Origin of the sequence: Lunatimonas salinarum (assembly GCF_017811155.1) — a bacterium.
Classification (GTDB): domain Bacteria; phylum Bacteroidota; class Bacteroidia; order Cytophagales; family Cyclobacteriaceae; genus Lunatimonas; species Lunatimonas salinarum.
On record NZ_JACVCV010000006.1, the window covers coordinates 1 to 13,767 of the forward strand.

Annotated in this window: 13 protein-coding genes; 8 read left to right on the plus strand and 5 right to left on the minus strand. The window is 48.8% G+C overall.

The features are described from left to right. The first annotated feature begins 44 nt into the window (after positions 1 to 44). Positions 45 to 347: a hypothetical protein gene (locus IAQ59_RS08485; protein ID WP_209330376.1), complete on the plus strand. Its 303-nt coding sequence runs from the start codon at positions 45 to 47 to the stop codon at positions 345 to 347. 254 nt (positions 348 to 601) lie between these two features. On the opposite strand, the gene IAQ59_RS08490 is transcribed toward IAQ59_RS08485, so the two are convergent. From IAQ59_RS08490 to IAQ59_RS08505, 4 genes are all read right to left on the minus strand, one after another. Then, a complete protein-coding gene (locus tag IAQ59_RS08490; protein ID WP_209330377.1) occupies positions 602 to 1,480 on the minus strand; it encodes a glycoside hydrolase family 16 protein in 879 nt (292 codons plus the stop codon). Positions 1,481 to 1,682: 202 nt separating this feature from the next. After that, positions 1,683 to 2,204: a hypothetical protein gene (locus IAQ59_RS08495; RefSeq protein ID WP_209330378.1), complete on the minus strand. Its 522-nt coding sequence runs from the start codon at positions 2,202 to 2,204 to the stop codon at positions 1,683 to 1,685. A 197-nt stretch (positions 2,205 to 2,401) separates the two neighbouring features. Then, positions 2,402 to 3,496 carry a hypothetical protein gene (locus IAQ59_RS08500; RefSeq protein WP_209330379.1) on the minus strand — a complete coding sequence of 365 codons (1,095 nt, stop codon included), beginning with the start codon at positions 3,494 to 3,496 and terminating at the stop codon, positions 2,402 to 2,404. A gap of 82 nt (positions 3,497 to 3,578) precedes the next feature. Then, positions 3,579 to 4,946: a Gfo/Idh/MocA family oxidoreductase gene (locus IAQ59_RS08505; RefSeq protein WP_209330380.1), complete on the minus strand. Its 1,368-nt coding sequence runs from the start codon at positions 4,944 to 4,946 to the stop codon at positions 3,579 to 3,581. Positions 4,947 to 5,339: 393 nt separating this feature from the next. Here IAQ59_RS08505 and IAQ59_RS08510 point away from each other — a divergent pair, with 393 nt between their 5' ends. The 7 genes from IAQ59_RS08510 to IAQ59_RS08540 all read left to right on the plus strand — a co-directional run bounded on the left by IAQ59_RS08510 (position 5,340) and on the right by IAQ59_RS08540 (position 13,089). Then, complete coding sequence (locus tag IAQ59_RS08510; protein WP_209330381.1) at positions 5,340 to 5,729, plus strand: heme-binding domain-containing protein; 390 nt, start codon at positions 5,340 to 5,342, stop codon at positions 5,727 to 5,729. A 4-nt stretch (positions 5,730 to 5,733) separates the two neighbouring features. Beyond that, positions 5,734 to 6,225: a heme-binding domain-containing protein gene (locus tag IAQ59_RS08515; RefSeq protein ID WP_209330382.1), complete on the plus strand. Its 492-nt coding sequence runs from the start codon at positions 5,734 to 5,736 to the stop codon at positions 6,223 to 6,225. 143 nt (positions 6,226 to 6,368) lie between these two features. After that, positions 6,369 to 7,592 carry an FG-GAP repeat domain-containing protein gene (locus IAQ59_RS08520; RefSeq protein ID WP_209330383.1) on the plus strand — a complete coding sequence of 408 codons (1,224 nt, stop codon included), beginning with the start codon at positions 6,369 to 6,371 and terminating at the stop codon, positions 7,590 to 7,592. 108 nt (positions 7,593 to 7,700) lie between these two features. Continuing rightward, positions 7,701 to 9,299 carry a fucose isomerase gene (locus IAQ59_RS08525; RefSeq protein WP_209330384.1) on the plus strand — a complete coding sequence of 533 codons (1,599 nt, stop codon included), beginning with the start codon at positions 7,701 to 7,703 and terminating at the stop codon, positions 9,297 to 9,299. A 132-nt stretch (positions 9,300 to 9,431) separates the two neighbouring features. Next, positions 9,432 to 10,592 carry a sialidase family protein gene (locus IAQ59_RS08530; protein ID WP_245189510.1) on the plus strand — a complete coding sequence of 387 codons (1,161 nt, stop codon included), beginning with the start codon at positions 9,432 to 9,434 and terminating at the stop codon, positions 10,590 to 10,592. A 62-nt stretch (positions 10,593 to 10,654) separates the two neighbouring features. Further along, the gene (locus IAQ59_RS08535) at positions 10,655 to 11,575 is read left to right on the plus strand and encodes a dihydrodipicolinate synthase family protein (RefSeq protein WP_245189511.1); all 921 of its coding nucleotides are present in this window, start codon (positions 10,655 to 10,657) and stop codon (positions 11,573 to 11,575) included. A 26-nt stretch (positions 11,576 to 11,601) separates the two neighbouring features. Next, entirely contained in the window at positions 11,602 to 13,089 is a 1,488-nt protein-coding gene (locus IAQ59_RS08540; RefSeq protein ID WP_209330385.1) for a sodium:solute symporter family protein, read from the plus strand. Here IAQ59_RS08540 and IAQ59_RS08545 read toward each other — a convergent pair. Next, complete coding sequence (locus IAQ59_RS08545; RefSeq protein ID WP_209330386.1) at positions 13,086 to 13,745, minus strand: MCP four helix bundle domain-containing protein; 660 nt, start codon at positions 13,743 to 13,745, stop codon at positions 13,086 to 13,088. The genes IAQ59_RS08540 and IAQ59_RS08545 overlap by 4 nt on opposite strands. Positions 13,746 to 13,767 lie beyond the last annotated feature (22 nt).

Genomic DNA, 13,767 nt, shown 5'->3' on the forward strand with positions numbered 1-13,767 from the left:
CCGCCACATTATTGAAAAGCCCTTCGTGAAATCGAAGGGCTTTTTTGCGTTTAAGGGGCTTTGTAGGGGGACGGATACCTGGCGGGCAGGGTTTCGCCGAGTTCAAAAGGGTGTTGCGGGAGTATTCGCTTTTCGGACATATCGGTCCCACCTCTTCCCATCCCGATCCGCCTGGGCGGATAAGCCCTGCCGCGCCGATGGTACTGGTACGCCTAGGCGTACGGGAGAGTAGAGCCTGTCCCGACTGGTCGGGATCGCCGCCACATTATTACATGGCCCTTGGAGTGATCCAGGGGCTTTTGTCGTTTATCGGCTGCCGGGAAGGTATGGAGAGGGTCTGGGGTTGATATATGCCTTCGGCGATATAAAGTCGATATATGCTTCGCGATATAAAATTGAAACCTGCCGGCCGGCAGGTACGCCTTCGGCAATGTATGGGGACGTGTTTAAAGCCTATTCAACCGCCATTTGCGGGAACACCGCCGCATTATTGGAAAGCCTTCTGGACGATTGGGAAGCTTTTTTGCGTTCAGGGGAAATGAAGTTATTGGATAAGAGAAATGAGATCTGATTTGTGGGAATGGTAATTAGACTTTCGATTTCATTTTAACGGTTCGTAGGACATCCAGTCTACTTCCAGTTCGTAGGGGTGCAAGGGTGGTTCGAGCGATAGAGGATTGGTTTCAACTGACCAATCTTTGGTGTGCCAAAAATTCATCCTATACTTTGAAGCGTGCTGTGGTATGCCCCGTATCGTTCCCTGATAATCCCACAGGATAATTTTTTCACCGCTATCCGGGTGAATCATCCACCAACGAATTCGTTCGGAATACCAATCAAAACCATAGGTGTAGAATGCCTTGGAGGCGTCAAATCCCTTCAATGCGGAAATGGTTTCGGGTTGGTCTTGAAGGCCTGTCAGAGGTTCCCTTATGCCGGTGTGGTTTTCCCGGTAACTGGTGTTGTAGATAATCCCTTCGGCAAGGTTGATGATCCTGCCCACCCGCTTGAGTTCTCCGGGCGGACCTGTCCATGTTCCTATGTAAATCACAGTTGGGTCAGCCAGTAACCATTCAAAATCTATTTCACTTAGCCCCTGTAGACTGTCTTCGTGATAAGTGAAATAACCAACTACGGCACCGACATTCGGTTGTATGTCTTTTACCTCCGGGACCCTGAGGCGGGTGGCATAGGTGCCGAAATGGGTGAATTTTGTGGATATAATTTCCGGTCCCTTCCCTGGCCCGGCATTTTCGCTAGGGTCAATCTTAAAGGAAAGGATGTTGGTTCCGGTTTCCGTGGGGGAAGGGACTCCCATACTGTATTTGAAAGGAGATTTGTTTCCGGTAGAACCATAACGGAAATACGCCGATGATTCACCGGAAAAATCTTCCATGAAGGCCGTATGTTTATTTTTCGTTTGGCAAGGTGCCATATACCAGCTACCAATTAGAAAGAGGGTAATGATGAGTTTTTTCATAGACTTCCGGGTTTCGTAGTTGTGTCGATATACAAAAGGGCAGCATGATGCGGTTTCTAACCTTGTTCCAATTTAGGTGCTTAGTGATAGGTATCTGCTATGTCATCTGTTTCGCTTCTTTCAAACCTGGTTAAATCTGAGGAGCAATGCATTAGGAGGATAAATAACTTCTTATGTAAGCTGTAAGCAGATGGGAATCGTATCATCGAATTCGAATACCAAGTCTGATAGGAATAAGTAATGATTGCTGGGTTACGGTAAATCCAGATTTTGCGTACACACCTATCTTTTCTGCCAATCGATAATTTAATCCCACTCCAAATTCTCCAAGACCGGTACCCGTGCCGTTTTCATACTGATTCCAAAGGTGACTGTAGCCAATCTTTAGATTGACAAGTGGCGTCAGTCTGGCTTTTAAGGGCAAATATTCTACTTCCGAAAATGTCGAAAATCCGTTTGTTCCTTCGACATTTATGTATCCAATTCCAATTCCTGCAAATAGCTTCTTATTCACTTCTATTCCATTTATGATGTTAAAGTCGATGCCATTTTGTTTGTGTAAATAGTAACCTTTCCAATTTGGCCCGGGGTCAACGTCTACTGTGTTGTATTGATACTTTAATAATCCCGTCTCTACTTTGATTGAATAGCTGATCTGGGCATATCCTTGAATAACAGTGAAAGGCAGAATCCATGCGATCAGGAAAAGGGTTAGGCGATTCATTTCTCAATTCGATCCGTTTTATATTGACGATTTTCTGTTTGCGTGCACGTTATGCCTGGTCCTTATTTATGGATAGGGATGGAATCCCGGTATACGGAAACCTACGCTATTTTCAAGGTTTTATGGCTGCTATAAGGGATACGAGTCATGTAGCCGTAAAGTAAGTGCGAAAACCTGCGTTGGATTACTTGCTCTTTCTATTGTCCTCCTGTAATGGTTTTTAGTAGTTCGAAGAAGGCTTTTTTTCGCTCAGAACCAATTCGCCAGTCTACCGGCACACTCTGATATCCTTCTTCGTAGCCCTCGTTCTTCATCCGAAAATCGAAGTATCCCCAAGAAGCATAAACGGAAACAGCCGCAATAAAATTATTCCAGTCCTTGTCAAAGTCGAAATGGTCGTCCTCGTTAAACACGATGGGTTTTGGGATGTAACCTTTCACGGTCCGGGTTTCCTCTACCATGGACACGATGCGGTCGGGATCGTTGACGCCGTTACCATGCAGCAGGAGGTAGTCAGCTGATTGCACCACGTTTGGTAGGGGAATAAATCCTCCTCCGTAGCTGGTGCTCACATAGAAGCGGTAGCCGTCCTTTTCGATGGACTGGGCTAGTTTGATCAGTTCGTGGACCCGGTCGGGCTTCAGGATATCGTGGTCATAGCGGATGTTGGATTCGTTGTTGATTTCGATCAGCACATTTCGATATCCTTTGGCATGCAGCCACTCGGTAACATTTCGCACGGCCCTAATGACGGCAGTTTCATCTTCCAGACGCTCATCCTGCCCAAAATAGAAGAATCCCACCATGGGGACCATGCCTAGTTCGTCCGCCCGATCTAGAATGCGTTCCAGCCTTTTCATATAGGAGGGGATCAGTTCCCCGTGGCGTGTAAAGGCTGAATTATGCCAGGGCTGTAGCCGTGAGTATCCTTCGGGACTTCCTCCCTGTAGGTTGAGGGTAAAGGAGAGCAGCCCATGGTTTCGCCAGGATTCCATTTGTTGTATAAATTCATCTGTATTGCGATCTGCGTCCCAGTGTCCTGTATCGGGGTATTTCCAGCGGCTGACCGTGCGGGTATTCATGTCGTCAAAGATTCCTTGAACCATCCGGGAGTTCATCAGGAGTCCTTCGATGCGGTATTTTTTCCATTTCCGTTTTTCGTAGGTGGGTTTTCCATTGATGAAAAATTTCTCTCCCCGTATTTCAATGGAAGTTTGGCGGGTTTGCTGTGCCTCGGTTGGAGGCAGGAAGAAAAAGTAGAGCAGTAATAGCCTCAGTAGGGATCGTATCATGGTTGAAATGGGTTTCTGGGTTGATTCATGGAAAATATTCCGGCCTGTGCCCGGTTTGGCATAGGCCGGAGTGGCGCTGTTGTTATACAGTCCTGGGATCGGGGTGCTGATACGGCGCTCTGTAAGGCCTGCGAAGGCGATTGGTTGCTTCCATGTCACCCACCACTACCATGGCCTTGGGGTCATAGACCAGCGGCCTGCCTAGTTCCATAGACAGATTGGCAAGAATGCAGCTGGCGGTAGAGATATGGCCTTGTTCCACATCTGCTACAGGCAGTCCTCCTTTTTCGATTGCCTCCAGGAAGTTGATCATTTGCCTGCGGGTGGCTGGTGCTGCATGTAGTTCCATACCTTCCTCGTTCAGGTCTTCTGGGTATTCTTCCCGCTCATAAAGTGCGGTTCCGGTAATGGTTTCGCCCTGTCCATGGGGGATAAACTCATACTTCATTACCGATGCTTTGAGGGTGCCCTTTTCGCCATAGATCTTATAGGCCCATGGATATTCAGGATCTTGTGGAGTGCCCCAAGAGCGGTGGTTCCACACGCAATCTAGCTCATCGTATGAAAACGTGGCTGTCTGAGTGTCAGGAGTGGTGGAAATCCCCCCTTTTTGTACATAGATTCCACCCGTGGCGTAGATCTGTTTTGGCCAGCCCAGGTCCAGCATCCAGCGTACGGCGTCAAACATGTGCACGCACATATCGCCGGGTATACCGTTGGAGTATTCCATCATGGTGCGCCACCAGCGTCGGTGTGGCAGGCCTCGGTAGGGGAGTTTGGGGGCGGGCCCTACCCATCGGTCGTAATCAAAGAAGTCGGGCACAGGCGCTATTTCCGGATTGCCATTTGCCCGCATGTGGTAGTAGCAGCACATCTCGGCATGGGATATTTTGCCCAGCATGCCGGTGTCGATGATGTTTTTTTTTGCTTCCACAAGGTGCGGTGTGCTCCTTCGCTGTGTGCCGATCTGCACGACCCGGCGGTATTTACGGGCGGCGGCCAGAATGGCTTCTCCTTCGATCACGTCTACCGAAATGGGTTTTTGGAGATATACGTGGGCGCCAGCTTTTATAGCATCGATGGCGTGCAGGGCATGCCAATGATCTGGACTTCCTACGAGTACGATTTCTGGTTTGTGTTCCCGGAGTAGCTGTTGGTGATCGTTGTAGGCTTGGGGCTTTTTGCCAGAAGCTTGTCGGGTGGCAATCAGGTTTGCCGCTTGATCCCGCATGTTTTTGTCCGGATCAGCTACGGCCACGACTTCTACCGGTGCTACCTGAATAAGTCGAAAAAGATCACTTTTACCATACCATCCGGTGCCGATCAGGGCCACCCGATAAGGGTCCTTTCGTGTGCCAAACTCCATTGCCTGGGCACCAAGAGTTGTAAGGGCAAGCAACGCACTGCTGCCTTTAATGAAGTTTCTTCGATTAATGGGAATATTACTCATTGATGTTGCGAATTGGTTGTGTCTAGAGAATTTGCGTTAAACAGAAAGTCAATATAGGAAAAAATACAAGCAGTCCTCTCGGGAAATTACATAAGATGCCATTTTTCGTATCCATACAAATCAGCGACTGGATAAGGCGCTATGAAATTTCGAGGAGATCTTTCCGCTACTCTGGGGTATTCCGTTATTTTAGGACACATTGAATTATTCTGATGTGGAAAATAACGTCTTCCTAACCATGGGCGGTTTTGGAGCAAGATGGCTTTTTGGATAAACCTGTAAGCTGCGTCAAACTACGGGAAATTGCTTGAGAATAAATTTTTTCTATCCATTGCCATTGCGCAAACCGAAAAAAATGTGGAAATTCCGTGTAATAACCAAAAAACACACCTAATGAAGAAATTATTCTTATTTCCAGCTTTGGCCATTTTGGGCCTTCTTTTCTTTCAGGGCACTCCAAGAACGGCCGTCGAAGTCGACAAATCGCCTTTGGCTGTCATGCCGGATATGCCGGCCAATGTAAAAGCGGTAGTTGACCAAAAATGCTATGGCTGCCACAACGCCGAATCCAAAAACGAAAAAGGGAAGGCCAAGTTGGACTGGGATGCGTTTGAGGCATCCAAGAAGTCCAAACAAATGGCTGTGATGAAAAAGATCAATGAAGTCGTGGTCAACGGAGACATGCCGCCCAAGAAATATTTGGAAAACCGTCCGGAAGGAAAGCTAAGTGAGGCGGATTTGGCTACACTTACTGAGTGGAGCTCCGGCAAAAAGAAAAAATAGGAAAATGAAGGTTGGACGGATTCTCTTAATCGGGTTTATAGTGGCAGGTGTTGGAGTTCAATTGGTGCCCAACGAATTGCCCCCGGTTGAAGCCGATAACTCCCAAGATTTAATCCAGAGTGGCTTGGTTAACGAAAATATCGGCAAGCTGATCCGTACAGCTTGTTACGATTGTCACAGCAATGAAACCGTTTACCCTTGGTATTCCTACCTTGCGCCCTCCTCTTGGTTGGTGTCCAAGGATGTACGGGAAGGGCGGGAAGCGCTAAACTTCTCCCATTGGGAAAGTTTGGAAATGCTGGACAAGCTTGCGCTGTTGGATGACCTGGCCATAGAAGTGAATGAAGAGACCATGCCCATGCCCATTTATACGTGGATGCATGCTGCTGCCAAACTTAGTGAGGAGGAGCGAGCAGCCCTTGTACTTTGGGCGGAAGAAGCCATGGATATATTAGTTGAAGAAGAGGAAGAAGACGATCAGGAAGAAGGGGAATAGCCTTTTTTCTCAGGTAATCTGTTAATTATCCAAAGGCCCGGTGGTGATTGCCGGGCTTTTTTTTGGACTTCACCGTAGGCTTCCTAGATGCTAGGCGATTGTAGGTAAAAAAAAAGACCTTTGACCCTAATCCAATGTGACCCATGACGCCATTTCTTTATTGTATACCACTGCTGTTAGTGCCCCTGCCTGATCTGTTTGCCCAGTCTGGGGATCCTTTAAATCCCATCTCTTGGAAAATGCACGTCATCGACGATACCTCGCTGGGAGCCGATGGGGCCAAGTTGGCGGACGTCAATGGGGATGGTTTTCCAGATATGGTTTCCGGTTGGGAGGAAGGCGGCGTGAGCGGGCTTTACATCAATCCGGGTAAGAAAGCTGGAGATTGGACCTATGTAGAGGTATCCTCTCCCGATGTGGAGGATGCGTTTGCCGTTGACCTGGACGGTGATGGGTTCATGGATCTGGTGACCTTATCGGAAGGGAAGCATCAGCGGGTCACCATTCACTGGGCTCCCGCAGACGGGGAGGCCTATTTTCAAAGTGATCAGTGGATCAGTCAGGACATTCCAGTCACCGTAGGGATGACCCGTTGGATGTTTGGTCGGTCCATCGATGTGGACGGAAATCAGGGTGTTGATCTGATTGTGGGCTCTAAAGATCCAAACGGACGCCTCGGCTGGCTGGAAGCACCGGAGAATCCCAGGGATATGGCGGATTGGAAATATCATCCTATCAGTGGTGCCGGATGGATCATGTCTATCGAGACCCTTGACATGGATGGTGACGATATCTGGGATATTTTGGTTACCGATCGCTACGGGGACATGAGGGGCTTGCGTTGGCTCAAAAATCCCGGTGATTCAGCACACCAACCTGAGGGATGGGAAAACCACTACATCGGTCTGCGGGACGGAGAGCCCATGTTTTTTGGAATGACTTCCCCGCAAGTATTCAACGGGGATGGCCTCCCCATGGTGATTGTACCAGACCTGCCAAACGGTTGGGCGTTGTTTTACCAAGAGGATGGATCTTGGAATAGGAAAAACATAGCCTATCCATCGTTTAGCGGAAGGAGGGGCAAGTCGGTGGCTGTAGCAGATATCGATGAGGACGGAATCTTGGATTTTGTAGCGTCCTTTGAAGGGGCTGAGGAGCGTTCGGGTGTATTGGCGGTTACGGCATTTCAAAGTGATTATCCGAAGTTTATTGATATTAGCGGGTTGCCTGGGATCAAGTATGATTTTGTGGTTTTGCTGGATATGGATGGAGATGGTGATCTAGATGTGCTGACCTGTGAAGAAACAGGAGGCGATGGCAGCAAACGGGGACTTGGGATCATCTGGTATGAAAACCCGCTTCGCTAACCTGTGCAAAACAAAAAAAAATCATGGTGCCGTTGGGGGGTACATTTTGGAGATTGCAACGTATTACTACCTAAATGAAGTGGCATATAATAGGAAATCAACCATACAATGAGCATTACAAAAGAGATATACCTGGTAGCGAGTGGGGATTTGAGATTAGCGGCCAACCAAACCTGCTGGCAGGCACAAGCAGATATGGAAGCGAGACTGGAGAAAGTCTTGGTGGGGATGGGTTATTCTGTGGTTAGAGGCCATGCTTTTGACAAAAAAAAGGGGCACGGTTTTATTGATTCCCAACGAATGGGAATAGAGGTGTTTAAAATGTTGGATTCCACCAAGCCCTTGATAGTTGCCGAAAGTGTGTGGCAGTACTCGCATCACGTTTTGCCCGGCTTGACGACCCATCAGGGGCCCATTCTCACGTTGGCCAATTGGAGCGGACAATGGCCAGGTTTGGTGGGCATGCTCAATTTGAATGGCTCGCTGACCAAAGCAGGAGTCAGTTATTCAACGCTTTGGAGTAAGGATTTTGGCGATGCCTTCTTTATGGAGAAGCTGTCGCAATGGTTGGAGACGGGTAAGATCTCCCACGATGTGAGCCATGTCAGGGCCTTTGATGCAGCTTCCATTTCTCCTGAATTATCCGAAAAGGGTAGGGAGTTTGCCCAGCGTTTTCGCCAGAATAAGGCGATTATGGGTGTTTTCGATGAGGGCTGCATGGGGATGTTCAATGCCATCATTCCCGATCATTTGCTGCACCCTACCGGGGTGTTCAAAGAGCGGTTGAGCCAGTCCACCCTATATGCAGCTATGCGGGAAGTGAAGGACGAAGAAGCAGAGCAGGTCTTGGCGTGGCTGATACGGGAAGGAATGACTTTTGAATGGGGAAAAGGCGATGCGGAGTTTACCAAGGAGCAGACCTTGGACCAGTGCAAGATGTACATCGCTGCCCTGCGGCTGGCAGATGAATTTGGCTGCGACACCATTGGTATCCAATATCAGCAGGGGCTAAAGGACCTCGTTCCTGCCAGTGATCTGACCGAGGGATTACTGAACAATACCCATAGGCCACCGGCATATGATTTAGCAGGTAGGGAGCTTTTCCCCAGCAAGGCCTTGCCTCATTTCAACGAGGTAGACGAGTGTGCCGGACTGGACAGCCTGATCACTTACAAGCTTTGGGACGAATTGGGAATGGTAGGGGACAACACGCTGCATGATCTCCGTTGGGGAGAACACTTTATAGGAGAAGGGATAGACGATTTTATCTGGGTGTTCCTAATATCCGGTGCTGCACCACCCTCACATTTTGTAGGCGGTTATAAAGGGGCTTCCAGCGAGCGGCAACCGGCCATGTATTTCAGACTAGGAGGGGGCAGTCTCAAGGGAGTAAGCCGTCCCGGACACATTGTTTGGAGCCGTATTTACGTAATGGACGATGCGCTTCATGCCGACCTGGGTGTCGGAGAGGTGGTCTCCTTACCTAAGGCAGAGACGCAGCGTCGGTGGAACATGACAACGCCACAGTGGCCCATCATGCATGGTCGCTTGGAGGGAGTGACCCAAAACCAGATGATGGCCCAGCACAAAGCCAATCACATCCATGTGGTGTACGCCGACAGCAAGCAAAAGGCGTTGGAAGCTTGTCTGGTAAAGGCTGCCGCACTTCAGGAACTCGGGATCCGGGTTTCGCTGTGTGGTATTTAACGCCAAATAGACAGTTCAGTAGGCGGATGCCTGCGTGATATCCGCTGGGATGATCAGCAAACAGGCGGTAAAGTCGGCACTGCTTTCTTTGTGGAGCAGGGCCGTCTTTACCGCAATAAACCTAGTAAAGCAATGAAGAAATTAACCATAGGCTGTATGCTGACGGCGTTTGCGCTGCATTTTTCCTGCGGCTCGGGTCAGCACACGGGTGCAGAACGTACGGATGCACCGGCTCCCAATGACGTTACCGGTAAATTTTATCTGCCTCCGCTGGTAACTCCAGGAGAGCAGGGATACCTGCGGGGAGCGCTGATTTACGGTCTGGATAATAAGCCCACACCGCAGGTGCATGCGTCTACGATCGTAGAAACACCCTCCGGGATGGTGACGGCTTTTTTTGCAGGGACGCATGAAAAGCACCCAGACGTGGGCATTCGGGTTTCCAGGCTGGTAGACGGCGTCTGGACTTGGCCGGAAGAAGTAGCGAACGGAGTTGAGAACGATACACTGCGGTACCCTTGCTGGAATCCCGTGCTGTTTCTCCCCAAGGACGGTCCCCTAATGTTGTTTTATAAGGTTGGACCAAGTCCCATGGACTGGTGGGGCATGCTGATGACTTCCGAAGACGACGGTGAGACCTGGTCCAGTCCGATCAAGCTGGGAGAAGACCCCAAGATAGGTCACCTACTTGGCCCCATCAAAAACAAGTCGGTTCAATTGGAAGATGGTACCATTATCAACCCTTCCAGTGTGGAGATTGTAGAGGGGGAGGATGTGAAGTGGATGACCCATTTTGAGGTAAGCCGAGACAATGGGGCTACCTGGGAAGTTATCGGCCCGATCAATGACGGGGAAGCATTTGATGCCATTCAGGCCAGTATTCTGACCCACCGGGACGGGACGCTTCAAATCTTGTGCCGCACACGTCAGGGCGTGATTTCCACCAGCTATTCCAACGATCAAGGACGTACTTGGTCGGAGATGACGGCGACTTCCCTGCCGAACCCCAGCTCCGGAACGGATGCCGTTACCCTGTCGGATGGGCGTCATTTGCTCATTTACAACCACAGCACACGGGAGGGAGAAGAGCCCAAGGCACGGAACATCCTCAACCTGGCCTTGTCTTCTGACGGCGAGGAATGGCTGCCCGTGATGACCTTGGAAAACGAACCTATTCGTTCGGGTTATGCCTATCCGGCCATCATCCAATCATCGGATGGCTTGGTCCATATCACCTATACGTACAACCGGGAAGGAATCAAATACGTGGTCATCGACCCATCAAAGCTGTAAAAGGCATACTGTACGCAGTATATCAATTTAAAAAAAACAAATCACAAGATTATACTTCACTCATGTCTGAAAAACCATTTGCCCTGCCCTTGGAAGGAATTGTACCTCCCTTGGCAACTCCCCTGCTGGATGATCATACCCTTGACCTGGTTGCACTGGAAAAACTCGTCGGCCGCATGTTGGAGGCAGGTGTTCACGGACTCTTTGTATTGGGCACCACCGGGGAATGTACCAGTCTCTCCTATGAACTCAGGCGTCAACTCATATCGGCAGTCTGTTCTCTAGTGGGTGGGCGGGTGCCGGTATTGGTGGGAATCACCGATACCGCTCCCAATGAAAGCTTGGCACTGACCGATTATGCCAAGCAGGCGGGCGCGGCGGCCGTGGTAGCAGCACCACCGTATTATTTTGGGCTTTCCCAACCCGAACTGGTGACCTACTTTGAGCGATTGGCGGATCAGCTCTCCTTGCCCTTGTTTTTGTATAACATGCCTTCGCACACCAAAACCATGATCAGTGTAGAAACCGTGGTTCAGGTAGCCAAGCATCCCAATGTGATTGGCTTTAAAGACAGTTCGGCCAATGCAGGGTACCTGCATGCATTGATTTACGCCTTCCGTGCGCAACCGGAGTTTTCAATTTTTGTAGGACCCGAAGAAATGATGGCTTCATCTGTACTTATGGGGGCCCATGGCGGAGTCAGTGGAGGGGCGAATATGTTTCCAAAGCTGTATGTGGACCTGTACCACGCCGCCAAGGCAAACGATCGGGAAACCACGCTGCGATTACAGGCCAAGGTGATGGAGGTATCTGAAAAAGTGTATTCACTGGGCACCTACGGATCCAGTTACTTGAAGGGGCTCAAAGGGGCGATGCATTTGTTAGGGCTTTGTCAAAATGTTCTCGCTTTTCCGCACACAGCATTTGGTCCGGCTGATATGGATAGGCTTCGGGCTAATGTAGAAAGTATAGAGGGCGTATAAACAACACCTAAACAGTAGGAAAAGGGATGGATTTACCACTGATTGATTTAGCCGTATTTTTGATTTACATGCTTGCGATTGTGCTCTTTGGGGCGTCGTTTTATTACAAAAAGCGTTCTGCAAACGATTTTATTACCGGAGGGGGTAAGTTGCCTTCCTGGGCAATCGGGATGTCTATCTTTGCCACTTTTGTGAGCAGTATCAGTTTTCTGGCCCTGCCGGGAAATGCCTACCTAAGCAATTGGAACGGCTTCGTCTTTAGTTTGTCCATCCCCTTCGCAGCGTGGTTGGCGGTTAAGTTCTTTGTGCCGCTGTATCGCGGGATCAAAAGCCCCTCGGCGTACTATTTTCTTGAGACGAAGTTTGGTTCTTGGGCGAGGGTCTATGCGTCCATTTGCTATCTACTTACGCAGCTTGCTAGGATGGGAGCCATCATGTACCTCTTGGCCCTCCCAATGAATGCCTTGTTTGGTTGGAGTATACCGGTAGTTATCGTGATTACGGGTATTAGCGTACTTATTTACTCCATACTGGGAGGGTTTGAAGCAGTCATTTGGACAGATGCCATTCAAGGCATTATACTGATTACCGGAGCGCTTGCCTGTGCAGGAATTTTGCTTTTTTCTATGCCGGAGGGTCCCAGTCAAATGTTTGAAATAGCCAAAGCACAGGAAAAGTTTAGTCTCGGAAGTTTTCAGATTAGTTTTTCGGAATCGACATTCTGGCTGATACTCATTTATGGATTATTTATCAATGTGCAGAATTTTGGTGTGGATCAAAATTACGTTCAGCGGTATTTGAGTGCCAAAAATGAAGCCGAGGCGGTAAAGTCCACCCTAATGGGAAGTCTGTTATACGTGCCGGTTTCCTTGCTTTTTTTCTTTATTGGGACCGCCTTGTTTGCCTACTATCAAGCTATGCCGGAGTTGCTTCCGAGCCATCTATCGGTTGGGGAAAATGCCGATAAGATTTTTCCCTATTTTATCGTGAACGGTCTTCCCAAAGGGATGACTGGGTTGCTGATCGCATCGATCTTTGCGGCAGGCATGAGCACCGTATCTACTAGTGTGAATAGTTCTGCTACCGTGATTTTGACAGACCATATCAAAAAATATGTCAACCCACAGATTAGCGAAAAGGGAGAAGTGACCACGTTGGTAGTAGCTTCCTTGGTAATGGGGTTGTTGAGTATTTTGGTTGCTCTCGCCTTTAACGGGGTCACAAGCGCACTGGATGCTTGGTGGGCACTTTCGGCGATTTTCAGCGGGGGCATTCTGGGGCTTTTTCTCCTCGCTTATGTGGGTAAAAACATCCGTCAGAAGTATGCTGCGATAGGAGTGATATTGGGCGTCCTGATTATTGGTTGGATGAGCCTCTCCCCTTTGATTCCGGATGGAAGTGGGTGGGTATCTTTCCGAAGTCCCTTCCACGCCAATCTGACCATTGTATTTGGTACCGTCGTGATCTTTCTAGTCGGTTTCGTAGGAACGGCCCTCTTTCACAGAAAAGATTAAGAGTGTACCTTGCTCGATTTCTTGACAGATTTGGAGGTGAAAACTAAGATGCCAATCAGCACCAAAAGGATAAATAACACGGCATATTCAAAATTTAACCAAATGTCTGAACGCGCTTTGATTTCATACGATCGTACGGTCAGTTTAGCCCCCTCTTCCAGTTGGATGTTTGACAGCCCCCTCAAATCGGTTAAGACACGTTCAAAATCGGAATTAAACCTACTTACAGACGCCTCAAAATCGTGGTTTGCACTCTGATCCGTGTCGAAGTAAGTTTGGATCTCTAGCTTATTGGTGATCAAATCTTTGAATTCTGCCAGGTACTCGGCCTCTTTAGGGGTTAACTTGGTCGTTTCAAAGTCTTCTATTACGGTCAGAATCCGGTTATGGTAGTCGATCACTTCGTCTTTCACCGCGAGGTATTCTTCCATAGTGGCGCATTCGGACACGAGTAAGCGCATGCGGAACACCATTTCGGTAATGGAAAAGATGTGTTCCTGCACCACAAGCCGATCATCGTAAACGGATATAAAGGCTTCTTCCAATTCTGCTACATTCTGTTTGTCTATGATGCTTTTGATAAAGATGAGCAATAGGACCGCGGTTAACGCAATCGCCATTTTTATCTTAAATCGGATAAATGCTGTTTCTTTCATAATAGGTTGGTTAACCAACGTT

Bases quoted from the DNA above. Each gene is read 5' to 3' on its own strand.
- IAQ59_RS08490 (WP_209330377.1), bottom strand. From the start codon at position 1,480: ATGAAAAAACTCATCATTACCCTCTTTCTAATTGGTAGCTGGTATATG.
- IAQ59_RS08495 (WP_209330378.1), bottom strand. From the start codon at position 2,204: ATGAATCGCCTAACCCTTTTCCTGATCGCATGGATTCTGCCTTTCACT.
- IAQ59_RS08500 (WP_209330379.1), bottom strand. From the start codon at position 3,496: ATGATACGATCCCTACTGAGGCTATTACTGCTCTACTTTTTCTTCCTG.
- IAQ59_RS08505 (WP_209330380.1), bottom strand. From the start codon at position 4,946: ATGAGTAATATTCCCATTAATCGAAGAAACTTCATTAAAGGCAGCAGT.
- IAQ59_RS08510 (WP_209330381.1), top strand. From the start codon at position 5,340: ATGAAGAAATTATTCTTATTTCCAGCTTTGGCCATTTTGGGCCTTCTT.
- IAQ59_RS08515 (WP_209330382.1), top strand. From the start codon at position 5,734: ATGAAGGTTGGACGGATTCTCTTAATCGGGTTTATAGTGGCAGGTGTT.
- IAQ59_RS08520 (WP_209330383.1), top strand. From the start codon at position 6,369: ATGACGCCATTTCTTTATTGTATACCACTGCTGTTAGTGCCCCTGCCT.
- IAQ59_RS08525 (WP_209330384.1), top strand. From the start codon at position 7,701: ATGAGCATTACAAAAGAGATATACCTGGTAGCGAGTGGGGATTTGAGA.
- IAQ59_RS08530 (WP_245189510.1), top strand. From the start codon at position 9,432: ATGAAGAAATTAACCATAGGCTGTATGCTGACGGCGTTTGCGCTGCAT.
- IAQ59_RS08535 (WP_245189511.1), top strand. From the start codon at position 10,655: ATGTCTGAAAAACCATTTGCCCTGCCCTTGGAAGGAATTGTACCTCCC.
- IAQ59_RS08540 (WP_209330385.1), top strand. From the start codon at position 11,602: ATGGATTTACCACTGATTGATTTAGCCGTATTTTTGATTTACATGCTT.
- IAQ59_RS08545 (WP_209330386.1), bottom strand. From the start codon at position 13,745: ATGAAAGAAACAGCATTTATCCGATTTAAGATAAAAATGGCGATTGCG.